Genomic DNA, 25,576 nt, shown 5'->3' with positions numbered 1-25,576 from the left:
GTGAAGAATATATTATGTCGGATGTATTTCTTCAACACTTTTTAAAAATGCCGATCAATTTCTCCCGATCTATTCTTTAGTCTTGATTTACTCAATATATTGAGTAAAATTGCTCAGTATAGTGATGAATTATATGACCCTTTATAAGAGGCCTATTTACAAGAAGTTGCAGAGTCGACTTGCAGAGCCAAGAAAGCTTATTCAAGTGCTCATTGGCCCTCGGCAAGTTGGGAAAACCACGCTGATGGGGCAAGTATTGGAACTTGTTTCATCGCCTGCCCATTTCGTTTCTGCGGACGAACCGGCGCTTCAGGATCGGATCTGGCTTGAAGAAAAGTGGAATCAGGCCCGAGTCTACTGTCAGGGTGGGAAGCGCAAGGCTATTCTCGTTGTGGATGAAATTCAAAAAATTGCGGGTTGGTCCGAAACAGTTAAAAGATTGTGGGATGAAGACACGCGGCTGAAAAATCCTTTGCAGGTTGTTTTATTGGGATCCTCTGCTCTTCTGGTTCAAAAGGGATTGACGGAAAGTTTGGCAGGTCGCTTTGAGATTCTTCCCATTCCTCATTGGTCTTATCCGGAAATGAGGGACGCCTTTGGTTGGTCTTTAGACGAATACATTTTTTTTGGGGGATATCCTGGATCGGCGTCTTTTAAGGATGATGAATCTCGGTGGCGCCATTACATTACAGAATCGCTGATTGAAACTACTGTTTCCAGAGATATTCTTTTGCTTTCTCGGATTGATAAGCCCGCCTTACTGAGGCGTCTTTTTTTTCTTGCTTGTGAATATTCTGGGCAAGTGGTTTCCTTTCAGAAAATGGTAGGGCAGCTCCAGGATGTAGGGAACACTACCACGCTAGCTCATTATTTAGACTTGTTGGAAGGAGCAGGATTGGTCTGTGGTTTGCAAAAATATTTGCTGCAGCCGCTGCGGAAAAAAAATTCGAGTCCTAAATTCCAGGTATTTAACAATGCACTTATCTCAGCCATGGCCCAACGGTCATTCACTGAAACAAGAGAAGATTCTGATTTATGGGGTCGACAAGTTGAGTCCGCGGTCGGAACTCATCTCATCAATCAAGCAAATGCTGAGCATTTAGAGCTTTTTTATTGGAATGAAGGACATAAGGAAGTTGATTTTATTTTGCAAAGCGGAAAAAGGGTAGTCGCTTTTGAAGTGAAGACCAGTCGAAGAAGTCCCAATCTTTCAGGCATGGAGGCGTTTCTTGAGCAATTCCACCCCTATAAAATTTATCTGATTGGCCCTCAGGGAATTCCTTTCAATGATTTTTTGTCAACCCCCGTGCGTCATTGGATCGATTAGCCCGCCGGATGGAAGTTAAAGCATTCACAAATAATCTGAATGGTCAGAGCCTGGGCCTTTTCGTAGTCAGGCTCTGGGGGTAAGGGGCTTCGGATATAAGCTTCTTGAGAGAGGTTCATGAGTCTTTCGGCCTCTTCTTTGATTTTCTCAAGAGACCATTCTCCATTCTTGATGGCGACGAGTTTGGATGCGTTGGGTCTTTCGACATAAAGCTTTCCTTCATTTAAGAATTCGATACACATTTCTAAAAGTCGAATGAGATGAGAGGCATTCTTACAGTCGTAACCAAATTTTTCGACCAGCCGTTTCCTTTTCTCACCCATGTAACCTTCGTGCTGATAGCGTGTCATCCTCCTCAATTGAGAATCCGCGTACCCCGAAAAAGAATGAAAGGCCTTTTTGGAAATGAAGATATCTCTATTTTGAATGAGCAAATTTCCAATTTTTGTTCTCTTTAAATAAAACTTGGGATCGAGCCAAAGAAGACTGATGACATTCGGGTTTGATTTTAGGAGCAAGGACACAAATTTTCTAATCTCGTAATGAACGGCGTCCCATTCGCCCATGAATTTTTCATGAACCTCAAATTTTTCAAATCCAAAATAGTGCTCGATGGGCGCCACATAAACACCCATGATGTCCTTGTCATCCAGGCTGTGAGGCTCTTTGGGAGAGACGTAGGTCCCGTGTGCAATGCTGCCGCGATAGCCCAAGAGGATGAGATTTTGTGGTAGAAGTTGATGGAGGGTTTTTTCATCCAGCCCCTTGATTTTGGGGTTTTTTGAAATGGGGTCGACACGCATTCTTTTCCATCCAGAAAAATTAAGCTGCTTTCAATATTTTTACTTCTCGATGAATACGATGGACCCATTTTTTCTCGGCTACTTCAAGATCGTAACAAGCCTGTAGGCGTAGCCAGACAGAGGCACTCGTTCCAAAGTAGCGTCCCAAGCGCATGGCAGTATTGGCCGTAATAGCCCTTTTACCATGAACAATTTGACTGATGCGTAAGGGGGCTACACCCGTGTCTTTTGCCACACGATATTGGCTTAAGTTATAAGGCTTCATAAAATCTTCCAACAATATCTCACCCGGATGAATGGGGGAAAGCTTGATTTTCATATCTACACCTTCAATATTTAGTGATAGTCCGTGATCTCAACATTAAGTGCTTTACCTTTTTCCCATTGAAAACAAATACGCCATTGATCATTGATACGAATACTGTATTGACCTCTGCGACTTCCTTTAAGCGCTTCCAGTCGATTGCCTGGAGGTGCCCTCAGATCTCTTAGACTCTCTGCTTCATGGAGGTAGAGAAGTTTCCTTCTCGCCATTCGTTGAATATCCGACGGCAGCCTTCTCGATCCAATGGCCTTGAACACTTTTTCAGTTTCTAAACAGGAAAAGCTTCCGATCATGTTGAATAGTATCACATAAAAATATTATCGTAAAGAAATATTATTTTTTCCTTACCAAAACCCAAAGATCCTATTGAGTGATGTCTTAGGTCTCGACAGGATGGTTTTATCTTTACCCGTTTATGATGTAATATGTTCCAGTCCCTATTTAAGTATCTAAAGATATTATTGGGAAACGCCATAGCGACATTGAGAAAAAATAAAAAAAGGAGAACATCATGAAAAAACTGATTGGGGGTGTGTTGGGGGGTGTTGTGCTTTTTATTTGGGGGATGATTTCATGGATGGTCTTGCCTTGGCACAATTCAACCATGGCATCCTTTACGAATGAGGCGGCTGTCGAAACAGCTTTGATGGCCAATGCGCCTCAGCAGGGGATTTATGTTTTACCCGGATGTAATCATATAGATACGAGTTTAAGTGCTGAGGAAAAGAAGGCCCTACAAAAGAAAAATTATGAAAAAATGGAAAAAGGTCCTTTTGCCTTTGTCGTGATGAATCCCCAGGGGACAGGAACCATGGCGCGTTCGATGGGAAGAGGCCTCGCGATTCAGATTCTGGCGGCTTTACTTATGAGCTGCTTGGTTTTTAGAGTAGGCGCCGAGCGATTTTCTTGTAGGGTCGGTTTGGTGGTGATGGTGGCTCTTATTGCTGGAATTGTTTGTGAATTACCTTCCTGGAATTGGTGGGGATTTCCTCTTCCCTATACTTTGGTGAGCATGGCAGATCTTTTGATTGGATGGTTTTTGGCAGGTCTTGTGATTGCGAAGGTTGTGAATCCAAAACCTGAAGTTAAAAGTTGAAGGGATAGGAGTTTGAAAAATCATAGGGGCATTTGAATTCATCTAGGCTTGTCTTCTTTTACAAAATCTAATATAATCTTATATAGCTAAAATATAAGGATTTCTATGCTTGAAAAGAGGCTTCGCTCCCTTCCAGAAAATGTTTGGAAGAAAATTGCCCAAATTGATGAATTGAAGGGACAGTGGATTGCGGGAGCTCGGCTTAGTCCTCAGATTTTGGGGCGGCTCAAAAAATCTGTTTTGGTCACCTCTACAGGGGCCTCCACACGTATTGAAGGAGCGAAGCTTTCAGATGAAGAGATTGAAAAGCTGATGCGAGGCATCTCCATTCAAAAATTTAGGGATCGGGACAAACAAGAGGTAAAAGGTTACTACGAACTTTTAGAAAATGTTTTTGATTCCTGGAAAAGACTCTCTTTTTCTGAAAACCGGGTCAAAGGCTTTCACCAGCAGCTCCTAAAGTATGTCTCCAAGGATGAGCTTCACCGGGGTGAATACAAACGTGGTGAAAATAGGATTCAGATGATTGATGAAGAAGGCCAGTCCATCGGTGTTTTGTTTGACACCACAGCCCCTTATCTTGTCCCAGCTCAGATGCAAAATCTAATCGAGTGGACGCAAGCGGCATTGGTTAAGAATGAACATCATCCTCTTCTTGTGATTGGAAATTTCCTTGTAGAGTTTTTGAACATTCATCCGTTTCAAGATGGCAATGGTCGTCTTTCCAGAATCATTACCAATCTCCTCTTGTTAAAGACAGGGTATGAGTTTGTGCCGTATATCTCTCATGAAAAATTAGTCGAGGATCATAAGCCAGACTATTATATGTCCTTGCGGAAAAGTCAAAAAACGCTCAAAACAAAAAATGAGAATATTGTTCCGTGGCTGGATTTTTTTCTGTCGATGATTTTAGTTCAAACTCAGGAGGCAATCGCTCTTTTATCCAAAGAAAATATTGAGAAATTGCTCTCACCCAAACAGCTTGCCGTATGGGAATATCTTCAAACAGTGGAGGAAGCATCTCCTGGAAAGATCGCCAAAGAGGCTCAGGTTGCCAGACCCACTGTGAACCAAGCACTGGACCGGCTCCTTCGATTGAAAAAGGTGGAACGCTTTGGATTAGGGCGTGCGACGAGGTATAGGAGATGGGTGTGAGGGGATAAAATCAAGTTTGCTTTGGGAGTTTCGCTCACGCTTATTTTTGTGGGCCCTTCTGTTATTCCAGGCTCTCTCCCTATCAATGCGACAATGGACAGCGAGATGAGATTCTATGCTACATTGTTCGCGTTTTATGGTGTGGCTGTTTTGGGATGTATTAAGGGAATAGAACTCAAGGGCCAGTACGTCCGGCTGCTAGCGCTGATTCTTTTTGTCGGTGGTTTGGCTCGAACTATTTCCATGTTCAAGGTGGGGAGGCCTCATTCCTTTTTTGTAGCGATGACGGCTCTTGAGTTTGTTCTTCCGCTTCTTATTGTATTTTTACAATCACGGATTGAAAAAATGTCTACTTTATGATCCTCGCTTTTCATAAACCCCATGGTGTTCTTTCGAAGTTTACAGCTGGAAATTCCCAGCATCGGACTTTGGCGGAGTTTGGATTTCCGAAAGATGTTTATGCGGTGGGGAGGTTGGATTGGGACAGCGAGGGGTTGCTGCTTTTGAGTGATGAGAAAGAGTGGGATGAATGGCTTCTTTATCCGCGTCATGCGCATGAGAGAATTTACCATGCGCAGGTCGAGGGGATTGCGACGGAAGAGGCAATGAGTCATTTAAGAAAAGGGGTGATGATTCAAGGCTATAAAACGAAACCTTGCAAAGCCAGTTTGTTAATTGAACCGGGCTATCCTCCACGCAATCCTCCCATTCGTTTTCGGATCTCTATTCCAACAAGTTGGATTGAACTTAAATTGTTTGAAGGGAAAAATCGGCAAGTCCGTCATATGACGGCGTCGCAAGGATTCCCAACGCTTCGTTTGATTCGTGTGGCGATGGGAGCTTTTCAATTGGCAAACTTGCCTGCTGGCCAGTGGAGAGAATTAAATACTCAAGAAAGAAAACTTTTGTTTGAATCATAATGAGGGTTATAAAAGTGATGAAATATGCAGCATTTCTACGGGGCATTAATGTGGGTGGCCATAAGTCTATTAAAATGGAAGACTTGAGCCAGATGTTTGCATCATTGGGTTTCAAAAACATAACGACTCACATTCAAAGTGGAAATGTAGTTTTTGAATCTTCAAAGAAGAACAACGCTCTTCTAACGCAACGTATTGAAAAGGAGCTTTGTTCTTTGGCAGGGGGTGAAGTCAGTGTTTTCTTACGGACAATGGAAGAACTGGAAGATATGATTAATAAGAATCCTTTTCGAAAAATTAGAGAAGATGTTTTGGCGAAGAGGTATGTTACTTTCTTATCTTGTGAGCCAAAAAGCAAATCGAAACTTCCATTTCTTTCTCCCAAAAAGGACATTGAGGTTTTAGAAATTGAAAATCAAACGGTGTTCAGTTTAGGATTAGCTTTTGGAAGTGGAAGATTTGGTTTCCCCAATCAGTGGATTGAAAAAGAGATGGGAGTTTCAGCGACGACGCGGAATTGGACCATGATCGTTAAAATGCTATCGGATGCCTAAACGAGGAAGATAAGCTAAACCAAGTTCGCTAGGAATTTGGCTGCAGGCATGATTCGAACAGCGGTGCCATTGATTTTGGGAGGTTCCCAATCGGAATTTCCCTTGAGGCTGATTTGAAAGGCATAAGGGATTTGGGTGCGTTCCAAGAGATATTTTAAGTTGGGGTCTAAAGGCCGTTCTTGAGTTTTGACCTCGATGGCGCACCAGGGTTTCCCTTTGCGTAAGAGAATAAAATCTACTTCGTGTCCGACAACATCTCTAAAGAAACGTAATTCCCATTTTTCACCTTCCACATCCTCGCGCCAGTGAACGAAGCGCAAGAGGTGAGAAGCGACGAGATTCTCCAGTTTTTGACTTTCAAACTCAGCCCTTGCCCAATCCCAAAAATACAATTTTTGTTCTTTTTTGACAGCCTTGATTCTGGGAGGGCCAAAGGGAGGTATTCTGAAAACAGCGTACATGCGCTCGAAAATCTTGAGCCAGTTTCGAACGGTCTCAAAGGCAACTTCAAGATCTTCTCTCAAACTATTGATGGACAGGACAGAACCAATCACGGCGGGTAGACGATCAAACAAGAGTTCCATTTTGTCAAGATCTTGAACCCCTTCCAGAGAGCGGATTTCTTGTCGAATGATTTGTGTCCCGTATGAGAGACGCCACCGAGCCGCTTCTTTCTCTGAACCAGAAGAAAAAGGTTCGGGAAACCCTCCCAAAATCAATAGATTCTTTAATACCTCTTCGGCTGATTTTGGGACCGGATTCTGGAAGGCAAACATCTCCTCAAGTGCGGGAGGTGTTTTGGGATGCAGTAATTCTGCCAATGTAAATGGATGCAGATGATGAAAGTAGTAACGTCCTTGGAGGGAATCTCCCCCTCGACTGTAGGCATCCAGCATGGCGCTTCCTGTGACGAGCATTGCGTGCTTGGGATGATATTCGTCAAAGAGCCCCTTCAGCCAATTCTTCCATCTTCGAAATTTATGAATTTCATCCAAAAGCCACAGACGGGAAGAGGCATTCAATTCATTCTTGAGGAGTTTTCGACGGTGTTCATCAATGTCCCAATTGTAATAGGTGTTTTCCCAAAGGGTTTCTTTTGCCACGCTCTTGGCAAGGGTGGTCTTACCACATTGTCGGGGGCCCGCAATGAAGACCATCTTCTTTTTAAGGTCTTTTACAATGATTGGCTGTAAACGACGGGCGATCATGGCCATCTCCATTTTAGATCCCTCTCTAAAATAGTTCGAAGTTTTTTAGAGTGGTATCTATAATACTACTATGATGGATTTTCAGGGTCAATGGTTTAATCAAGGAAATGAGCCGACACCCTTTCAAGGACCAAGTAAACCCGAGCTTTTATCAGGTTATGGGTCTTGTCATATCAGTTAAGAAAATCGCTTGGTGTGTAAAGTTGAAGGGAGTACACTAGCTAGAATGTTGGAGAAAGCAGTGATTGTTATTGAATAAACATTCTCTTTCAAAAAAATTTAGAAATTCTGATTTTGGAGCGATATTTTGACACCTGTTCCTGACCCTCATTTTTCTCGTTCAAAAATTCTCAATTTGCTCGAGCGATCATTTGAAAAAAGGACAAGTCTTTTTCAAATAACCAATGCCGTGCGTTTGGTGAATGGGAAAGGTGATGAACTCACAGGGCTTACCATCGATCAATATGACCGACATTTTGTTGTCAAGGTGTTTGATCCTGTCTGGAATCCTCAGCTTGACGCGATTCGATATTTTTTATTACGTCGTTTTAATCCTCAATATTTAATTTTTAAAGAAGCCTCATCTGAAAAGACAGGTTCTACCTATGAAAATCTCGATTTTGTTGGAGCCACTTCTCAAACGGTTGTGACAGAGAATGGTCTAAAATTCTGGGTTGACCTTAAGGATCATTTTAATACAGGTCTTTTCCTTGACATGCGAAAAAATCGTAAAATGATTGGGACCCTTTCGCAGGGAAAATCAGTACTCAACACCTTTTCTTATACCTGTTCTTTTGGTGTTTACTGCAAGTCTTGGGGCTCCTTGGATGTGGTGAATGTAGATGTTCGCCCGAAAATTTTGGAGTGGGGGAAAAAGAATTATCAATTAAATGATTTATCCTTTTCAAAAAATGAATTCGTGAGAGCGAATGCGGTTCAGTATCTTTTGCGTGCGGTCAAAAAGGAAAACAAGTTTGATGTCATTATTCTTGATCCCCCTTCTTTTTCAAGAGATGAAGGTAAAATTTTTTCTGTGAAGAAGGATTTAGGAGGGTTGATTCATTGTGCTATTCAAATTTTAAACCCGGAGGGTTACTTGTTTGTTTCAACCAATTTTAGTGGTTTTTCTACGGATCAATTAGAAAAAGAAGTTAGAAAACAGGCTTTTTTAGAAAAGCGATTGATTAAAAAAATCTCTCCCCTGGGTCAAGATCGCGATTTCCAAGGAAGTGGTTTGGTGAAAGAGAGTTATTTGGCAGCGCTTTTAGTCCATTTTAAATGATATAATTAAAAAATGAATCATCATCGGATATTTTCAGGGCTTATTTTATTTTTAGTCGTTTTGATTTTATGGAGGGGAGAGAAGACCATGTCAGATACAAATCAGAATAAAGATTTACGAACGGCCACGTTTGGAGCGGGATGTTTTTGGGGAGTCGAGGCGATTCTTAGTGATGTCAAAGGCGTGAAGTCTACAGCGGTAGGATATATGGGCGGGACGCTAAAGAATCCAACGTATGAAGATGTATGTACGAATAAGACAGGACATGCTGAGGTGGTGCAACTGATTTATGATCCTTCTCAAATTTCTTATGAAGAGATTCTCAAAATATTTTGGGATAACCATAATCCAACTACGATGAATCAACAAGGGCCTGATCATGGCACCCAATATCGTTCCGCCATTTTTTATCATACGCCAGAACAAAGAGTGATTGCCCAAAAGTCAAAGGCCGATCTTGAAAAATCAGGAAAATTTAAAGAGCCGATTGTGACTGAAATTACATCTGCTTCCACTTTTTATCGGGCAAAAGAGTATCATCAACAGTATTTGAAAAAGCATGGCCTGGGCAAGGTCTGCCATTTTTGATTTTTATCCTTGGAAATCAATCTTCATGATTCAGAAAAGAAAATTTTTTATTGTTCTTTCATGGGTCGTTCTTCTTACCAGTTTTGCCCTTCTTTTGGTCCTCAAATTTCAAATAGGTACGGGGAGTCCTGTTCCAACGGTTCATCGATTTGGACTTAATACTCTGATAGAAGTGGATCTGGCTTTTGGTTTTCGGGTCGATTATGCATGAAAATCGGTGGTGATCTCAGGGGATACACGTTTCTCGAAAAATTTAATTTAGCATGCTCAAATGAGAAATAAAATATCACCGTTAAAGGCTGAAGAATAATGATAACATCTTTGGTTGTTTTGAGTTTTATTTTTGGGTTTTTAGGGGTGCATGCCCCTTATTGGAGTACGTTTTTCCCAAGGTTGGGGCTTTTTCCGATTGCCCATTATCATTTGTTGCGATGGGTGACGTTGGGGCTTGATTTAATCATTACATTGACGGTTTTTTTGCTTTTTCCGAGTTGGGCGACGGGCAGCGCTCTTGTACTCGTATTTGTCTGGTGGAGTCTTGGACTTTTCTTTGTTTTCTCGAAGATTTTTGTGGTTTTGGATCAATCCTTACATGTCCTTTCGTCAGAAGCTCCAATAAAACCTGAAGATATCGTTATTGGCCTGGAGTGGAATAAAGAGGCTTGTGCCTGGCCTCTTCGTGAAATGGTTTTGCCGCGTCACTTGGTGCATGACACTTTAGGAGGATTGCCCATTCTGGTTTCCTATTGTGGGGCCTGTCGAAGTCCCATGATTTATTCAAATCTTGTGAACGGGAAAATTCTTCATTTCGAAGTCGAAGGGGTTTGGCGCCGAAATCTCATCATGAGGGATCACGAAACAAAAACACTTTGGCAGCAGGCGACCGGGGAGGCAGTTTATGGGCTTTTGAAGGGGACGCAATTAGAGTTTTTGGGTGGGGAACAGATGAAGTGGAGTGTTTGGAAAAAAAACAACCCGAAGACTTTTTTGGCAGTAGACCCGCCGGATCGTCCCTTTGATGGAAGAATTCCAAAAAGCTGGATGATCTGGATTCTTGAGCATATGACTCCCCATACGATCAGTCCAGGGCTGAGCCAGAAAAATCAAGCGCTTGATATGCATGAGGAGGTGGCGGGGCTTTCAATAGAAGGTTTTCACAAGGCCTATTGCCTGAAAACGCTCAGAGAGAAAAGAATTGTTCATGACCATGTGGGATCTTTTCCTGTGATGGTTCTTTATGACGAAAAGGCTGATGGGGTTCGGGCCTTTTCCAGAAGATTAGGCGAAGGTTCTGTTTTTGACTTTATTTATGAATCAGATCAGATTTCAAGTTTGGATCGGAAAATGATTTGGGATGATTGGGGGAGACCTCTTTCAGGGACAAATCAGGTTTTAACTCCATTAAATATAGACCGCCAATGGTGGTTGGGATGGAGCGAGTTTCATCCGGAGACAACTGTTTACCGGGGACGTTGAGTGTCAGGGATTTTGAATTTAAAAAGGTGAATTTAAAAAGGATTGATTAATGCATAAATTTGATGCATTATATTGTATATAAATGATGTATTCATTCAACAAGTGCCGGAGGAAGAAAATGCGTACCACCATGGACATTCCAAGGGATCTTTTAGAAGAGGCAAAGTTGCTTTGTGGAACACGATCTAAAACCAGTGCAGTCATTCTTTCTCTTCAAAAATTGATTCAGATGAAAAAAATTGAGAAGCTTCGCGCCTTGCGAGGTCGCCTTGATTTGAGAATTGATTTAAGACAATTAAGAAGAGATCGTACAGCTGCTTAGAATTATTTTTCGCAAAGGCAAGGGATGAGTGATGTGCTGGTAGATTCCTCTGTATGGATTGATTTTTTCCGGAAGAAGTCTTCTCCCGAAGGAGAAGCTTTGGACCGGCTTTTGGAAGAAAACAGAGTCTGTACAGTTGATCTGATCAAAGTAGAAATTGTTGGAGGAGCTAAAACGCTTCAGCAATTTGAAGATTTAAAAAGTTATTTTGATGCCTTGCCTTTGCTTGAAGAGCCTCAAGGCTTATGGGAAAACATGATGCATCTTCAATTCAATCTTCATCGGAAAGGTATTCAGGGTGTAGGTATTCCTGATCTAATGATTGCTGTAATGGCACAAACCTATCACAAGGTGATCTTCACGAGGGATCACGATTTCAAGAGAATTCGAAATGTTTTTCCTATTCAGTTGATGGAATTAAACGTGAATCAAAATCGCACAAAGGAATGACCTTGATTGATCCCCTCTCAATCGGTTAGAGTTAACCCCTGATTTGATTTTGGAAAAGCGGAGGATAAACTTGTGAGTTATTTAGTCTTGGCCAGAAAGTGGCGGCCTCAGAAATTTAAAGATGTGGTGGGGCAAGCCCATGTTGTGACAACATTAGAAAATGCGATTACGATGAATCGGGTAGCTCATGCCTACCTTTTCAGCGGGAGTCGCGGTATTGGAAAGACCAGCATAGCCCGAATTTTTGCCAAGGCCCTTAACTGCATTCAAGGCCCGACTTCCACTCCCTGTAACCAGTGTTCCCATTGTGAAGAAATTGCTTCTGGAACAAGTCTAGATGTTTTAGAAATTGATGGGGCTTCTAATCGGGGGATTGATCAGGTTCGAGAGTTGCGTGAAAATGTGAAGTTTGCTCCATCCAGCTCACGTTTTAAAATTTATATCATTGATGAAGTTCATATGTTAACAACGGAGGCTTTTAATGCCCTTTTAAAAACTCTGGAAGAGCCTCCCAGCCACATTAAATTTTTCTTTGCGACTACGGAATCCCATCGGGTTCCTTCGACGATTCTTTCTCGATGTCAGCGTTTTGATTTGAGAAAAATTGCGACAGGAGATATTTTTGAGCACTTGAAGAAAATTGTTATATCAGAAAAGGTCGAGGCAGATGAAAAAACCCTCTTTCGGGTTGCAAAAGAAGCGGATGGAAGTCTTCGAGATGCTGAGAGTTTACTGGATCAACTCATTTCATTTTCAGGAGGAAAGCTTCGGTATGAGGAAGCCATTCAAATTTTCGGATGGATCCCTCGTGAAGAGGTGATAGATTTTGTAGACGAGGTTAAGGATGGAGATTGGGAGAGTTTATTTTCTTTGATTAAAAAAATGGATGGGGAAGGAAAAGATTTAGCGTTTTTCATTGGCGAATTGTCCGCTCACTTCCGAGACCTTCTTGTGATTCAGCTGGCTTCAAAGGGGAAGGACTTGATCGAGCTTTTCCCCGAGGAGTTTGAAAAGGCAAAAATTCAGTCTCAAATTTTTTTGAAGGATCAGCTTTTACAAATGCTGGATGAAACTTTAGAAGTCGAAAATCGTTTAAAACAGTCGGTGTCTAAGAGGTCCATGCTTGAAGCCCTCAGTGTTCAGCTGTATTTAATTGGTCATTCTCAAACGCTAGATCAGCTCATAATAAAGATCGAAGCTCTGAGACATTCTAAAAGGGTTTCTGGAGTTACAAGGGAGTCAGCGGTCTCAAGCGAGGTAAAAAAAAACATCCTCCCAGATCCCCAGCTTGAAGAAACCTCAGAGGAGGAAGAACTCTTTGAGTCTTTAGAGAAGGAGCCAGAAAAAAGTGAGGACGAAGTCGAGAAATTAAATTTTAATCAGTGGCAAAAAGTGTTAGAAAATTTTGCTCAAAAGCAACCTTTAATTCATGCCTATTTAAAAGAAACATCGTTGCGTAAAAAAGGGAACACCTTACAAGTTGTTTTTCCTCAAGACAAGAAATTCTCTTTAGAGGCTTTGCAAAAAGAACAGCGAGTTGTTATTCAAGATGAAGTTAAAAAGATAGGGGGACCTCAAGTTTCGATCGAGTTTGTTCTTTCCACTTCTAAAGAACTAGAAGGGAAGTCTATTTCGCAAAAAGAGGAAGTTAAAAGCGTTCTCGCCGCCTCTATCCAGGATGATCCGGTGCTTCAAAAGGCATTACAAATGTTCGAAGGAAAGATTACGGAAATTAAAAGATGAAAATGTAGTCCATAGTCCACGGACCACACATTCCATAGAAAATAAATGATTCCTTTAGAACTGTCGACCATTGACCGTTGACTGTGGACTTTAAAATTGTCGACCGGTGACCGGCGACCCGAAACAGGTGACAGTGATGATCTACAAACTCGATTCTTTTCAAGATTTGATAGAAGCCTTTAAAATGTTTCCGGGGATTGGCACAAAGACGGCTGAGCGGATGGCTCTTTTTCTGATGAAGTCACCTCCAGATCGTACGCGGTTATTTTCCAAATCCGTTCAGAATGCCAGAGGGAAAATTCATTTCTGTTCGGTGTGTTATCTTTTTACAGAGGAGGACCCATGTCAAGTTTGCCAGGATTCCCAGCGAGATCAGGGTCTTATCTGTGTGATTGAAGAGGCTAAAGATGCTTTTGTTTTAGAAAGATGCGGGTTTAGAGGACTTTATCATGTTCTCATGGGTAAAATTTCTCCTTTAGATGGGGTGGGACCTGAAGATTTGAAGGTTGCTCACTTAGTTGAGAGAATTAAAAAAATAAGACCTCGGGAAGTGATTCTTGCCACTGGAATGGATGTGGAAGGGGAAGCGACGGCTCTTTACTTGTCAAAATTATTGGGGGAAGAGGAAGTGAAGCTGACCCGAATTGCCTATGGGATTCCGGTTGGAATGGGGCTGGATTATGCGGATGAGTTAACTTTGGCAAAGGCATTGGAAGCGAGAAGAAGTTTATAAACCTCAAAATAGATCGTAAATAGTTGCATTGGAAGTTGATTGTGTGTTAAAAAGAAGGAATCGGAGTGGTTGCTTTAAAAGACTTAAGAAAAAGAAAGGTTTGCCTAGTAACTTTATGCAAAAACGACCTGTGAAACCCGCGGTGATTTGGTTATTGGTGGGAATTGGACTCTTGTATTTGTTTCAAATTAATAATATTGCTCGTAAAGGGATTAGCCACCCTTCGTATACCCAGTTCTACGAGGCAGTTAAGGCAGGTTCCGTTCAAAAAGTGGAGATGATGGCCGATGTGATTCACGGGGAATATAAAGATGGACAAAGATTTGTTCTTAATATTCCACAGCAAGATCCAGATCTGATTAGTGTCTTAAGAAAAAATGTAAGGGATTTTCAGGTTCATCCTGAGAATAATGTTTTGACCAATCTCATCTTTTCTTTAGCTCCCATGCTTCTTTTTATCGGTTTTTTATGGTTTTTTGTTTACAGGCAGGTGAAGGGTGTAGGAACAGGAGCGCTTAGTTTTGGAAAATCACGGGCAAGACTTCTGACGAAAGAAAGAGATAAGGTTACTTTTAAAGATGTGGCGGGTGTGGATGAAGCGAAGGATGAGCTTCAGGAGATTATTGAATTTTTAAAAGATCCGAAAAAATTTCAGAGGTTAGGAGGAAGGATTCCAAAGGGAGTTCTTTTAATTGGACCTCCCGGGTCTGGTAAGACCCTTTTGGCAAAGTCTGTGGCGGGTGAAGCCGATGTTCCCTTTTTTACCATCAGCGGTTCTGATTTTGTTGAAATGTTTGTGGGAGTCGGAGCTTCACGGGTCCGTGATTTATTTGAGCAAGGGAAAAGACATGCCCCGTGCATTATTTTTATTGATGAAATTGATGCGGTGGGTCGGCACCGAGGCGCTGGGATTGGGGGAGGGCATGATGAACGGGAGCAGACCCTCAATGCCCTTTTAGTCGAGATGGATGGTTTTAATACTCAAGAGGGTGTGATTATTATGGCTGCGACGAACCGGCCGGATGTGTTGGATCCAGCTCTTTTAAGGCCTGGCCGTTTTGATCGGCAAGTCGTGGTCGATTTACCGGATCTTCAAGGACGACTGGGTATTTTAAAGGTCCATACGCAAAAGGTCATTTTAACAAAAGATGTCGATCTCTCTATGATTGCCCGCGGAACTCCAGGTTTTTCAGGCGCTGATTTAGCCAATCTTGTGAATGAAGCGGCTCTTTTGGCTGCACGGAGCGGCAAAAAATCAATTGATCTTGGGGAGTTAGAGGAAGCTCGGGATAAAGTGAGGTGGGGAAGGGAACGAAAGAGCCGTATTATTTCAGCTGAAGACCGACGGATTACGGCTTACCATGAATCAGGTCATGCCCTGGTTCTTCAACTTTTGCCGGAGACAGAGCCTTTGCATAAGGTCACAATTATTCCTAGAGGACTGGCTTATCTGGGTGCAACGATGCAGCTTCCTCAGACCGATCGCTATACTCAGGCAAAGAAGGAATTATTAGGCCAAATTACAGGAATGATGGGCGGCCGCGTTGCCGAGGAACTAACTTTTGGTGAAGTGACTTCGGGAGCTTGCAGTGATCTTAAAAATGCGACTCAGATGGCTCGCAAAATGGTCTGTGAATGGGGAATGAGTGAAAAATTAGGGCCCATGACCTTTGGAGAAAGGGAAGAGCATATTTTCTTAGGACGTGAGATTTCTCGATCCGTTGATTATTCGGAAGCAACCGCACTTAATATTGATCAAGAAGTTCGGAAAATCATTGACGAATGTTATCAAAGGGCAAAGAAACTCGTTGAAGAAAATAGAGATAAATTGATCGGTATTGCTGAGACCTTGCTAAAAAGAGAAGTGATGGAAGGTAAAGAAATTGAGGCAATTGTTTCAGGGAAGGTTGTTCCACAAGTGGATCCCACCATTAATCCTTATGACAAAATTTTAAGGAAAAGATCGGACCCGATTCAGGAAAAAACTCAGGAAAACGGTACGGCGGTTATATAGATACGTATGCGTTCAAATAGCGAGAGGATCCCCATCGAATCTTTGAATGAAAATTCGATTTGGAGAATCAAAGGCCAAGTTCTTCCTCTCCTTTCACGTCCTCTTGTCATGGGTATTCTCAATGTAACGCCGGATTCTTTTTATGATGGCGGACGTTTTATTAGGTTTGATCAAGCCATTCAGCACGGGCTCCAATTGGCAAAGGAAGGGGCTGATTTTATTGATGTGGGAGGACTTTCAACTCGGCCTGGCTCAAGCCCCATTTCTGAGGAGGAAGAGAAAAACCGTATTCTTCCTGTGATTGAATATTTGAGCCCGCGAGTTCATGTTCCCATTTCTGTAGATACTTATCGAGCCTCTGTGGCTCAAGCCGCTCTGGAAAGAGGATCAAAAATTGTCAACGATATTGGAGGACTGACTCTCGATCTTGACATGGCTTCTGTGGTCTCGAGGTTTGGGGCAGGTCTTGTTCTTATGCATATTCGAGGCACCCCCCTCACCATGCAGGATGATACCCATTATGAATCTTTGCGGGAAGAAATTCTAAAATATTTTGAAGAAAGAATAGGCCTTGCCGAGAGGGCAGGGATCGCTCGAGAGCAGATTTTGATAGACCCTGGAATTGGTTTTGGAAAAAAAACGGAACAGAATCTGGAAATTCTGAAAAATTTATACTACTTTCGAAAGAGTGGGCGTCCCTTATTCATTGGACCTTCTCGAAAGTCTTTTATTGGGCATGTGCTCAATCAAAAACCAGATGAGAGAAAAATCGGAAGCCTGGCCTGTGTGGCGGCCGCTTTTTATCATGGGGCTTCTGTCATTCGGGTTCATGATGTGAAGGAGACAGTAGAACTCTTGAAGATGTTGGAGGCTATTGAACAGCAGTGAAAATCCAAATATCAAAAATAAAAATGACAGATCAAAATTTAAAATGTTACCGATTGTTTTGCGTAGAAAAATTTTGAGTTTTAGATTGTCATTTTGCATTTTGATTTTTGGACTTTGGATTTTTATCCCTTTTGAGTGGCTCCTGGACCATAGGTTACAATCATGAAATATCTTTATCCTTATATGAGTCTAGCCTTTTTACCTTCCTTCCCCTCTCTTTGGAGACCGGTTCTTGAAATTGGGGTGATGGCGGTTTTTTTTTATTATCTTTTTAGATACATCCGAGGAACACGTGCCGTTCAAGTTTTAAAGGGACTGATTATTTTAATTGTGATTTTCTTTTTGGCTCAACGCCTTCGCCTGGAAACGGTGAATTGGCTTTTGACCAAAGTTTTCCCCGTAGCTGTTATTGCGCTGATTATTCTCTTTCAACCCGAATTAAGACGTGTTTTGGCCAGCTTAGGAGGAAATCCATTTTTGCCCAGTTTAGGGCGTAGTGAAGGGGTTTTAGATAAAATTGTAGAGGCCGGCCATATTCTTTCTAAGAGGCGCATTGGAGCCCTTATTGCCATTGAAGATGAAGTGGGATTAAAAAATTATATTGAAAGTGGAGTCAAAGTGGACGCAGTGGTTTCAACGGAGCTCTTGATGACCCTTTTTCATCCGAAAACCCCTTTGCATGACGGAGGGGTTATTATTGAGGGAGATCATGTCGCGGCGGCGGCCTGCTTATTCCCTTTGACGCAGCAGCCTAATATTGAAAAATCAATGGGAACCCGTCATCGAGCTGCCCTGGGACTCACAGAAGAAACAGATGCAGTCGTTATTGTTGTTTCGGAAGAGACTGGAAAAATAACGGTTGCCATGGATGGAAAATTCAGTGGAAATTTAGACCAGGACCGATTAAAAGAAGTCTTGAGAGCTAGGCTCATTCGAGAAGGAAAGAAAAGGAAGTGGTTTACGATAAGGAAATCTAAATGAAATTTCGTGATTGGATCATTCGCGATTTTGCGATTAAGATTTGGTCGATCATTTTATCTATCATCGTTTGGGTGATGGTGCAGGGGGAAATTACGACCAAGCGAGTTTTTCACGATATTTCGTATCATTTAGAAGTTGCTCCCTCGATGGTGGTTGTCAAGCGAGGGATTCAGAGGATTCGAATGGTTTTGGCGGGTCCTCAAGATGTGATGCGAGATACAATGGAGGATTCCATTCAAGTGATGCATGATCTCAAGGGAATTAAAACCCCAGGAGTGGTTCAATTTACGCTTTCAGACGAGGACTTCACGATTCCTGGTCACACTCAAATTCTGGAAATTTTTCCAAATCAGTTGAGTATCACTTTAGATCGCTTGGTCGAGAAAGAGCTTAAAGTTAAAGCGAATTTTATTGGCAAACCTGAAAAAGGTTTTTATCTAAAAGATTTTGTAGTCAGTCCCGCAATTGTAAGAGTCGAAGGACCTAAGGCGAGACTGGAAAGCCTCTCGGAAATTGAAACTCAACCGATTCTGTTGACAGGGAGGTCACGATCTTTTGCCCAAACCATTTCTCTGAAACCCATTTTAAACAGTGAGGATAGGCGAAGTGATGTTCAGCCAGTGGATATTTATGTCAAAATTGACCAAGAGATGTCTCGTAAAAAATTCAATCATGTTCCAGTGGCACTTTTGTATGGGCTTAAAGATCATTTGGCTACTCACATTCTCAACCCTCAAATAGAAGTAAGCCTTGAAGGAGGATCAGAATTGATGGGGAAGCTTTCCGATTCCGATTTAAAAGCATTTGTAGATGTTACAGATTTAAAACCAGGAAAATATCAATTGCCGGTCAATGTGATTCCTGTGAAGGGACTGAATATTGTTGGGATTCAGCCTCAGTCGATCGAGGTTGAGATTTTGGGTGAGTTGGAAGCGACGGCTTAAAAAAAAGTTTAAGGTTCAAAGTTCAAAGTTTAAGGACTTAAAGAGGCTGTGTTTTTTTGATTTTCTTTGAACTTTAAACTTTGAACTTTGAACTATCTTTAAGGAGGAGGATATGATGATGCTAGAAGAAACAACAAAACTCTTTGGCACCGATGGAATTCGAGGAGTGGCCAACACGGATCCGATGACGGTAGAGGTTGCGCTTCAACTGGGGAGAGCGGCGGCCTATATCTTTCGCAAAAACCACCGGCGCCATAGCATTGTCATTGGTAAAGACACCCGCCTCTCGGGATATATGTTTGAGAGTGCCTTGGCAGCGGGTATTTGCTCTATGGGAGTCGATGTTCTTCTCTTAGGTCCTTTGCCCACTCCAGGGGTTGCTTTTATGACGCGAAGCCTTCGGGCCGATGCGGGGATTGTCATTTCAGCCAGTCATAATGGTTTTGAAGACAATGGCATTAAATTTTTCTCAAGAGAAGGGCTTAAACTTCCAGCTCGATTAGAAGAACAAATGGAGCAATTGGTTTCAAGAGGAACGATTACGCACATTCGTCCAACCGCTCATGATGTTGGCAAGGCGTACCGGATTGACGATGCCTTGGGGCGTTATGTCGAGTTCGTTAAAAATTCTTTTCCGAAGGGAATGACATTGGATGGACTCAAAATCGTTTTAGATTGTGCCCATGGAGCTGCTTACAAGGCTGCTCCCCTTGTTTTGAAAGAATTAGGTGCTCAGGTTTTTGTTTATGGGAATGAACCCAATGGAACCAATATCAACAAAAAATGTGGGTCTCTTTTTCCAGAAGGGATGAGACAAAAAGTGATGGAACACCATGCTCATGTTGGGATTTCACTCGATGGAGATGCGGACCGTGTGATCTTTTCCGATGAAAAAGGGAGTCTTGTGGATGGGGATGACATGATGGCCATTTGTGCCCGCGATCTTTTTTTAAATGGCTATCGAAAGAAACTTCTCGTGACCACGGTGATGAGTAATTTTGGTTTGGATCAATTTATTCATTCTTTAGGAGGAGAGATTCTTCGTACGAAAGTTGGAGATCGCTTTGTGATTGAAGAAATGTTGAAGCGAGACGCTCTTTTTGGGGGCGAACAATCAGGCCATATGATTTTTAGAGATTTTACGACGACAGGGGATGGATTGATCAGTGCCCTACAAATTCTGAGGGTGTTGGTTGAATCTGGAAAATTCCTTTCGGAATTAAGATCGTGTTTTCAAAGATTCCCACAAGTTTTGCTGAACATTCGCGTTCGAGAAAAGAAGAATCTAGAAGAAATTGTGTCTGTGAAAAAGGCGATCCATCAGGCAAATCAAGCGCTGGGTCTGGAAGGGAGAACTTTAGTACGCTATTCTGGAACTGAGCCGATTGCGCGTGTCATGATCGAGGGAGAGAATCAGGACCAGATTCAGAAACTGGCAGAGAATATTGCTGAAGCGATTGAGAAAGAATTGGGAGAGAAATAAATATCAAAATCCAAACATCAAAAATCTTGTCGGACAATGTAAAACTTAAAATGTCTCCCTCGCAAGGACATTAGAAATTTTGAATTTCAGGTTGTCATTTTACATTTTGACTTTTTCATTTTGAATTTGAGCGAAGCGAATGATACATCTAGGCGTTAACATTGATCATGTAGCAACCTTGAGGCAAGTCCGTTTTGCCCGGGAGCCGGATCCGGTTTGGGCTGCAGCCCTGTGCGAGTTAGCCGGAGCGAAAAATATTACGGTTCATTTAAGGGAAGACCGACGGCATATTCAATTGCGAGATGTAGAGTTATTAAGGAAAACAATTCGTTCTAAATTAAATTTAGAGATGGCCAACACCGTTCAGATGGTGAAATTAGCGCTCAAGCTCAAGCCTGATCAAGTCACACTTGTTCCAGAAAAAAGGCAGGAGTTGACCACAGAAGGGGGAGTTGACATCTCTAAAAATTTTTTCTCTTTAAAAAAATCCATTTTTAAATTTAAAGCGCAAAAAATTTTGGCGGGACTTTTTATTGATTCACAAGAAGGTCAAATCAGGAGAGCCCAAGAGGCGGGCGCTGATTTTATAGAATTTCATACAGGCCCTTTTTCTGAAGCTAAAAGTAGGCGTGAGGAAAATCAGTGTTTGAAAAAGCTTTTTCAGGGGGCGAATCTTGCGCATACTTTGGGACTCAATATTCATGCAGGTCACGGCCTTCATTATTTAAACATTCATCGAATCCTTACGGTTCCCTATTTAGAGGAAGTAAATATTGGACATGCGATTATCGCTCGAGCCCTTTTTATAGGCCTTGAGAAGGCGGTGAGGGAAATGGTGGAGATGATTAATACTAAAATTAGTCCATAGTCAACGGTCCACAGTCCATAGAAAATAAATAATTCCTTGAAAGCTGTCGACCATTGACTGTCGACTGTGGACTGCAGACTATTTTTATCCGCCTCGGTGAGCGAAGGTTAGGCTGAACAGTTATGAACATCCTCGGTGTTGGGTTAGAGATGGTTGATGAGGAAAGATGGTCACAGATTGTTCAAGAGAACAAGAAAAAGTTTTTCGAAAAATCCTTTACCCTTCCAGAAAGAAAATATTGTGATCAGAAAAGGCGCCCTGAGATTCACTATCGGGCCCGATGGGCTTGTAAAATAGCCGTTTTGAAGGCCTTAGCCTTATTAAAAAAACAAGTTTCACTCCAATGGATAGAAGTGAGGGTGCAACCTTCAGGCCCTCCACGCATTCAGCTCGATTCCCGCATTCTCCAAAAAAAAGATTTGTGGAAGATTCAAACAGTTCAAGCAAGTTTTACACATTCAGATCACTATGCAGTGGCTGAGGCGATTATTTTGGGGAAGGTGAAAAAAAATCAAAAATCAAACATCAAACATCAAAATTCAGGTAGAAATTAATTTATAAAAGCAAGCTCGTGGGGAGCTGCCTTCTATTTTTCATACACTTGTGCGGCCAGAAGGGCCATGGTGGAAATTGTGAAAATAATCACCGCTCGTCAGATGAGAGAATTAGACGAGAAAATGACCCATGAATATGGGATTACGGCTTTAAGTTTGATGGAAAAAGCAGGGGCGGGGGTGGCTGAGCTTGTGTTAAATCTCCTCCGTCAAAATGAGTGGCCAAGACAGGTGATTCTTTTTGCAGGGAAAGGGAATAATGGCGGCGATGCTTTTGTCGCGGCAAGAATTTTGGAGGAGCATGAGGTTAAAACTCAGACTTTAGTTTTAGGATCCTTTGACGAAATTAAGGGAACCGCTCGAGAATCTTTTAAGAAGCTGCAATCTCGTAGTCCTCTCATTTTAGAGGTGAAGACTCGAGATGATTTGGAAAGAGTCAATTCTGATTTGCCGAAAGAGGCGATTCTCGTAGACGCTCTTTTAGGGACCGGTTCAAAAGGATCTCTTCAGGGAATTTTTGCGGAGACGACAGAATTTATTAACTTAAAAAAATTTCTTTCAGTTATTGCTATTGATCTTCCCAGCGGCCTTGACCCTGATCGTGGATGCGTCAGGGGGATTAGAGTTCGAGCGGATCATACCGTTACCCTCGGTCTTCCCAAACAGGGTCTTTTTTTGGGAGAAGCGCTCGAATGGGTTGGGGTTCTTCATGTGGTAGATTTAGGAATTCCAGAACCACTTTTAAATGATTTAGACCCTAGAGAATCTTTGCTTCTTCCAGATGATTTAACCTTCCCTCCAAAAAGAAAACGCCTTTCGCACAAAGGAGATTTTGGCCATCTCTTGATTTTAGGGGGCTCTCCGGGGCTGACGGGGGCGCCTACCCTTGCTTCTCTAGCTGCTTTAAGATCAGGCGCAGGTCTTGTCACCGTAGGAATCCCTAAAAGTTTAAATTCCATTATGGAAATCAAACTTACAGAGCCGATGACCGTGCCCCTTCCTGAATCAGAGTCAGGTACACTCGGACTCAGTGCCTTGGATCCTATTTTAAATTTTTTGAAGCGGGCAAAGGCAATGGTGATCGGCCCAGGTCTTTCAACCCAAGAGGAAACAGGGGTGCTTATCCACCGCCTGCTTCCTCAAGTTTCAGTCCCCATGGTGATGGATGCCGATGCCCTTAATATTCTGGCTCAAAATCCTTCTTCTTTACTCAAGGCCAAAGCACCCGTCATTCTCACCCCCCATCCGGGGGAAATGGCTCGCTTGACGGGTAAGACGATTCTGGAGATTCAGGAGGATCGATGGAATATAGCAAGACAATGGGCCCAAGAAACAAAAAGCATTGTTGTTTTGAAAGGTGCGGGAACGGTCATCGCTTCTTCAGAAGGAAATCTTGATCTGAATGTCACTGGAAATGCGGCGATGGCCGTGGGGGGGATGGGCGATCTTCTAGCGGGGATGATCGGAGGATTTTTAGCACAGGGGATGAGTTCCTTAGAAGCAGCAAAATTAGGGGTTTACCTCCACGGCGCTTGCGGTGACGAAGCCGTACAGCAAATAAACTGTACTCAAGGCCTTCTCGCCTCAGACCTCTTACCCTTGATTCCCCGGAAATTAAAGGAAATTTCAGCAATGGCTTATGAAGCATAACTATCACGCTTTTGGTTTTAATATCGAATCACCTTGGCCCCTACCTTTGTCCGAGGTTTCTTCGGACATAACGACTGCAGATTGTAGTATAGATTTAAGTGAGATCAATCATTCGAGGGGCTTTAATTTTGAGGCCTTTGGATTGCGTTTAAAGATTGATTCAGAAAATATATTCTTACTTGTGGATGGAATTGCACATTATCATTGTCAACCCTACCGTATTGATATACACCCTTTAACAAAGTGTGAGGATGATATTGCTGCTTTTTTACTTTATGCAGCCTTGCCTTATTGGCTACTCCTGCGTGGGAAGTGGCTCGTGAGGGGTTGTGCCTTGAGTTGGAATGAAAAAGAAAGCATTCTCCTCCTTTCTCCCCCAGGAGGAGGGAGCTCGACTTTGGCAGGATATGCTTTAAGACAAGGGGCTAAGCTCGTCAGTGATCATTTTTGTGTTGTAACTGAGAGGGAAGAGGGTGTTCTTATGGTCGAACCTGGTATCCGTCATTTGAGGTTGTGGAAGGCTGCCGCCGACCAACTTCAAATCGATCATCATTTGTTGCGACCCATTCGCCCTTGCCTGCAGCAATTTTTCTTTAAAACAGAGAATATTTTTTCCAATCGTCCTTTGCCGATTTCAGGCGTGATCAGTATTGACACGATGAACAAAAAGGAAGACGTTTCTGTTAAGAAATTAACTGGGGTTCATAAGATGGACAATTTAGACCTGAGACACTATCATCTATTCCTGTTTAAGAAATTAGGATATCAAAAAATATATCAGAGATTGCTAATGAAATTGGCAAATCAAGTCTCTCTGTATCATCTTACACGATGGGTAGGTCAACAACCTTTGGATCTTGTTTGGAAAGAGTTGAATTCAATCTTTTTAGAATATATCCCGCAAGAGGTTTAAACAATATTAACTGGAGAATTTCAATGCCCATATCCCTTCCACTGGTCTGGTTAGCCTCTTATCCAAGATCAGGAAATACCTGGTTTAGAGCATTTCTGACGGCCCTCCTCAACCCTGAGGATGACGCCATTCAGTTAAATGAGCTATTGGCCCCTCCGGCAAGTACTCACGCTATATTTGATGACGCTTACGGTATTGATACACATTTTCTGACCCATGAAGAAATAGATCAGCGTCGTGCTGAGTTATATGAGTCGTGGCAACAAAATATTACCGAGAAAAACCGATTTTTCAGAACGCACGATGCGTACACCTATCGATCTGATGGAAGTCCCCTCTTAGGGCACTTCACCCATCAAATCGCCCTGTATTTCATCCGCAATCCCCTCGACGTGGCGGTGTCCTTTGCCCACTTGCGTGGAGTGGAAAATAGAGAGGATATGATTGACAAAATGAATGATACAACCTATGGCTTTGCTCGCGGAAACACCTTTTTTGAAATTCCATGCAGGCAACGTTTACTCAGCTGGAGCCAGCATGTATTGAGCTGGGTGGATGAAGCTAAAATGAAAGTTCATCTGATTCGTTATGAAGATATGTTGAATAATTCTCTTTTTACTTTTTATTCAGCTGTGAAGTTTTTGGGGTTGACAGAATATGATCAGGCGCAAGTTAAAGAAGCACTGGAATCATGTCGATTTTCTCGCTTGCAAAATCAAGAACAGGAGTCTGGTTTTAGAGAAAGGCCTAAAACGGCCAAGACATTTTTTCGTAAAGGACAAGTAGGAAGTTATCGAGAAATTCTCAATCAGGGACAAATCGATCGCCTGCTGGATGCACATGGGAGCGTTATGCAGCGATTTGACTACCTTGATCAACGGGGTTTCCCGGTCTTCTAGAGTAGCGGACTTATTCTGATATCATCAAATTTTTCTAGAATGTTTTTTAACTTGCATGGGAATAGATTGTATCCACTCTGAACCGGTTGACAGAATGGTCTTATCCTGTGGCTCAACCGATGTTGCAGGTGTCACCCAATTGAGAGATTCCGTACTACGGATGAGAATATCGTCGAAAATAAGATCTTGTTGCCATACAACAAGATTGAGTCGACCGGGACGGGCCACCTCGAGTGAGACGGATTCTGGATAGTTTGTCACGCCCGACCTTGCTTCATAGTCGATCTCCATGAATAATTTTCGTTGAGTCAGAAGAATCATGGCAGAGCGGTCGAAGTCTTTGAAGTTATTCTGGCTGAAGCGGCCTGTTAGGAACATGATATAAACGAAAAGTATTTCT

Annotated in this window: 29 protein-coding genes; 24 read left to right on the top strand and 5 right to left on the bottom strand. The window is 42.4% G+C overall.

Annotation, left to right across the window (positions count from 1 at the left end; all coding sequences use genetic code 11):
- The first annotated feature begins 124 nt into the window (after positions 1–124).
- A complete protein-coding gene (locus HYS07_05490; GenBank protein ID MBI1870634.1) occupies positions 125–1,327 on the top strand; it encodes an ATP-binding protein in 1,203 nt (400 codons plus the stop codon).
- On the opposite strand, the gene HYS07_05485 is transcribed toward HYS07_05490, so the two are convergent.
- Genes HYS07_05485 through HYS07_05475 form a run of 3 tightly spaced genes read right to left on the bottom strand, consistent with a single transcriptional unit; the run spans position 1,324 to position 2,748 of the window.
- A complete protein-coding gene (locus tag HYS07_05485) occupies positions 1,324–2,130 on the bottom strand; it encodes a nucleotidyltransferase domain-containing protein (GenBank protein MBI1870633.1) in 807 nt (268 codons plus the stop codon). The two genes, HYS07_05490 and HYS07_05485, sit on opposite strands and share 4 nt — an antisense overlap.
- Positions 2,131–2,149: 19 nt before the next feature.
- On the bottom strand, positions 2,150–2,449 hold the full coding sequence (locus HYS07_05480) for a HigA family addiction module antidote protein (GenBank protein MBI1870632.1): 300 nt from the start codon (positions 2,447–2,449) through the stop codon (positions 2,150–2,152).
- 17 nt (positions 2,450–2,466) lie between these two features.
- The gene (locus tag HYS07_05475; GenBank protein MBI1870631.1) at positions 2,467–2,748 is read right to left on the bottom strand and encodes a type II toxin-antitoxin system RelE/ParE family toxin; all 282 of its coding nucleotides are present in this window, start codon (positions 2,746–2,748) and stop codon (positions 2,467–2,469) included.
- A gap of 218 nt (positions 2,749–2,966) precedes the next feature.
- Between HYS07_05475 and HYS07_05470 the strand changes: the two genes are divergently transcribed.
- The 5 genes from HYS07_05470 (at position 2,967) to HYS07_05450 (ending at position 6,180) form a co-directional block, all read left to right on the top strand.
- Entirely contained in the window at positions 2,967–3,551 is a 585-nt protein-coding gene (locus HYS07_05470; protein MBI1870630.1) for a hypothetical protein, read from the top strand.
- A 105-nt stretch (positions 3,552–3,656) separates the two neighbouring features.
- Positions 3,657–4,706, top strand: coding sequence for a Fic family protein (locus tag HYS07_05465; GenBank protein MBI1870629.1), 1,050 nt, complete (start codon positions 3,657–3,659; stop codon positions 4,704–4,706).
- A gap of 21 nt (positions 4,707–4,727) precedes the next feature.
- Positions 4,728–5,066, top strand: coding sequence for a DUF4345 domain-containing protein (locus HYS07_05460; protein MBI1870628.1), 339 nt, complete (start codon positions 4,728–4,730; stop codon positions 5,064–5,066).
- Entirely contained in the window at positions 5,063–5,626 is a 564-nt protein-coding gene (locus tag HYS07_05455; protein MBI1870627.1) for a pseudouridine synthase, read from the top strand. The genes HYS07_05460 and HYS07_05455 overlap by 4 nt, the downstream gene beginning before the upstream one ends.
- A gap of 17 nt (positions 5,627–5,643) precedes the next feature.
- Positions 5,644–6,180, top strand: coding sequence for a DUF1697 domain-containing protein (locus HYS07_05450; GenBank protein ID MBI1870626.1), 537 nt, complete (start codon positions 5,644–5,646; stop codon positions 6,178–6,180).
- A 14-nt stretch (positions 6,181–6,194) separates the two neighbouring features.
- Here the strand turns inward: HYS07_05450 and HYS07_05445 are convergent, their stop codons facing one another.
- Positions 6,195–7,388 (bottom strand): ATP-binding protein, encoded by a 1,194-nt coding sequence (locus HYS07_05445; GenBank protein ID MBI1870625.1) that lies wholly within the window; start codon positions 7,386–7,388, stop codon positions 6,195–6,197.
- 307 nt (positions 7,389–7,695) lie between these two features.
- On the opposite strand from HYS07_05445, the gene HYS07_05440 reads away from it, so the two are divergent.
- From HYS07_05440 to HYS07_05355, 18 genes are all read left to right on the top strand, one after another.
- A complete protein-coding gene (locus HYS07_05440; protein MBI1870624.1) occupies positions 7,696–8,670 on the top strand; it encodes a class I SAM-dependent rRNA methyltransferase in 975 nt (324 codons plus the stop codon).
- Between the two features lie 87 nt (positions 8,671–8,757).
- A complete protein-coding gene (msrA, locus tag HYS07_05435) occupies positions 8,758–9,258 on the top strand; it encodes a peptide-methionine (S)-S-oxide reductase MsrA (GenBank protein ID MBI1870623.1) in 501 nt (166 codons plus the stop codon).
- A 25-nt stretch (positions 9,259–9,283) separates the two neighbouring features.
- Positions 9,284–9,469 carry a hypothetical protein gene (locus tag HYS07_05430; GenBank protein MBI1870622.1) on the top strand — a complete coding sequence of 62 codons (186 nt, stop codon included), beginning with the start codon at positions 9,284–9,286 and terminating at the stop codon, positions 9,467–9,469.
- Between the two features lie 98 nt (positions 9,470–9,567).
- Positions 9,568–10,734 (top strand): DUF3179 domain-containing protein, encoded by a 1,167-nt coding sequence (locus HYS07_05425; GenBank protein ID MBI1870621.1) that lies wholly within the window; start codon positions 9,568–9,570, stop codon positions 10,732–10,734.
- A 118-nt stretch (positions 10,735–10,852) separates the two neighbouring features.
- Positions 10,853–11,056 (top strand): type II toxin-antitoxin system VapB family antitoxin, encoded by a 204-nt coding sequence (locus tag HYS07_05420; protein ID MBI1870620.1) that lies wholly within the window; start codon positions 10,853–10,855, stop codon positions 11,054–11,056.
- 24 nt (positions 11,057–11,080) lie between these two features.
- Complete coding sequence (locus HYS07_05415; protein ID MBI1870619.1) at positions 11,081–11,506, top strand: PIN domain-containing protein; 426 nt, start codon at positions 11,081–11,083, stop codon at positions 11,504–11,506.
- 72 nt (positions 11,507–11,578) lie between these two features.
- Positions 11,579–13,249 carry a DNA polymerase III subunit gamma/tau gene (gene dnaX, locus HYS07_05410; GenBank protein MBI1870618.1) on the top strand — a complete coding sequence of 557 codons (1,671 nt, stop codon included), beginning with the start codon at positions 11,579–11,581 and terminating at the stop codon, positions 13,247–13,249.
- Positions 13,250–13,385: 136 nt separating this feature from the next.
- Positions 13,386–13,982 carry a recombination protein RecR gene (gene recR / locus HYS07_05405; GenBank protein ID MBI1870617.1) on the top strand — a complete coding sequence of 199 codons (597 nt, stop codon included), beginning with the start codon at positions 13,386–13,388 and terminating at the stop codon, positions 13,980–13,982.
- Positions 13,983–14,097: 115 nt separating this feature from the next.
- Positions 14,098–15,996, top strand: a complete 1,899-nt coding sequence (locus HYS07_05400) for an ATP-dependent metallopeptidase FtsH/Yme1/Tma family protein (GenBank protein MBI1870616.1) — start codon at positions 14,098–14,100, stop codon at positions 15,994–15,996.
- Positions 15,997–16,002: 6 nt separating this feature from the next.
- The gene (gene folP, locus HYS07_05395; protein MBI1870615.1) at positions 16,003–16,884 is read left to right on the top strand and encodes a dihydropteroate synthase; all 882 of its coding nucleotides are present in this window, start codon (positions 16,003–16,005) and stop codon (positions 16,882–16,884) included.
- Between the two features lie 183 nt (positions 16,885–17,067).
- Positions 17,068–17,865: a TIGR00159 family protein gene (locus HYS07_05390; GenBank protein ID MBI1870614.1), complete on the top strand. Its 798-nt coding sequence runs from the start codon at positions 17,068–17,070 to the stop codon at positions 17,863–17,865.
- Positions 17,862–18,809 (top strand): hypothetical protein, encoded by a 948-nt coding sequence (locus HYS07_05385; protein MBI1870613.1) that lies wholly within the window; start codon positions 17,862–17,864, stop codon positions 18,807–18,809. Before HYS07_05390 ends, HYS07_05385 begins: the two co-directional genes overlap by 4 nt.
- 118 nt (positions 18,810–18,927) lie before the next feature.
- On the top strand, positions 18,928–20,292 hold the full coding sequence (locus HYS07_05380; GenBank protein MBI1870612.1) for a phosphoglucosamine mutase: 1,365 nt from the start codon (positions 18,928–18,930) through the stop codon (positions 20,290–20,292).
- A gap of 139 nt (positions 20,293–20,431) precedes the next feature.
- On the top strand, positions 20,432–21,160 hold the full coding sequence (locus HYS07_05375) for a pyridoxine 5'-phosphate synthase (GenBank protein ID MBI1870611.1): 729 nt from the start codon (positions 20,432–20,434) through the stop codon (positions 21,158–21,160).
- Positions 21,161–21,282: 122 nt separating this feature from the next.
- Entirely contained in the window at positions 21,283–21,714 is a 432-nt protein-coding gene (locus HYS07_05370) for a holo-ACP synthase (protein ID MBI1870610.1), read from the top strand.
- A gap of 66 nt (positions 21,715–21,780) precedes the next feature.
- A complete protein-coding gene (locus HYS07_05365; protein MBI1870609.1) occupies positions 21,781–23,364 on the top strand; it encodes an NAD(P)H-hydrate dehydratase in 1,584 nt (527 codons plus the stop codon).
- A complete protein-coding gene (locus HYS07_05360) occupies positions 23,354–24,277 on the top strand; it encodes a hypothetical protein (protein MBI1870608.1) in 924 nt (307 codons plus the stop codon). Before HYS07_05365 ends, HYS07_05360 begins: the two co-directional genes overlap by 11 nt.
- Positions 24,278–24,300: 23 nt before the next feature.
- Positions 24,301–25,176 carry a sulfotransferase domain-containing protein gene (locus tag HYS07_05355; GenBank protein MBI1870607.1) on the top strand — a complete coding sequence of 292 codons (876 nt, stop codon included), beginning with the start codon at positions 24,301–24,303 and terminating at the stop codon, positions 25,174–25,176.
- Positions 25,177–25,200: 24 nt separating this feature from the next.
- On the opposite strand, the gene HYS07_05350 is transcribed toward HYS07_05355, so the two are convergent.
- Positions 25,201–25,467, bottom strand: coding sequence for a hypothetical protein (locus HYS07_05350; GenBank protein ID MBI1870606.1), 267 nt, complete (start codon positions 25,465–25,467; stop codon positions 25,201–25,203).
- Positions 25,468–25,576: the final 109 nt, after the last annotated feature.

The organism is Chlamydiota bacterium, from assembly GCA_016178055.1.
In the GTDB taxonomy this organism is placed as follows: Bacteria; Auribacterota; JACPWU01; order JACPWU01; family JACPWU01; genus JACOUC01.
The sequence above is the reverse complement of the archived record's forward strand: the minus strand, read 5'-3'. Positions and strand labels throughout refer to the sequence as shown.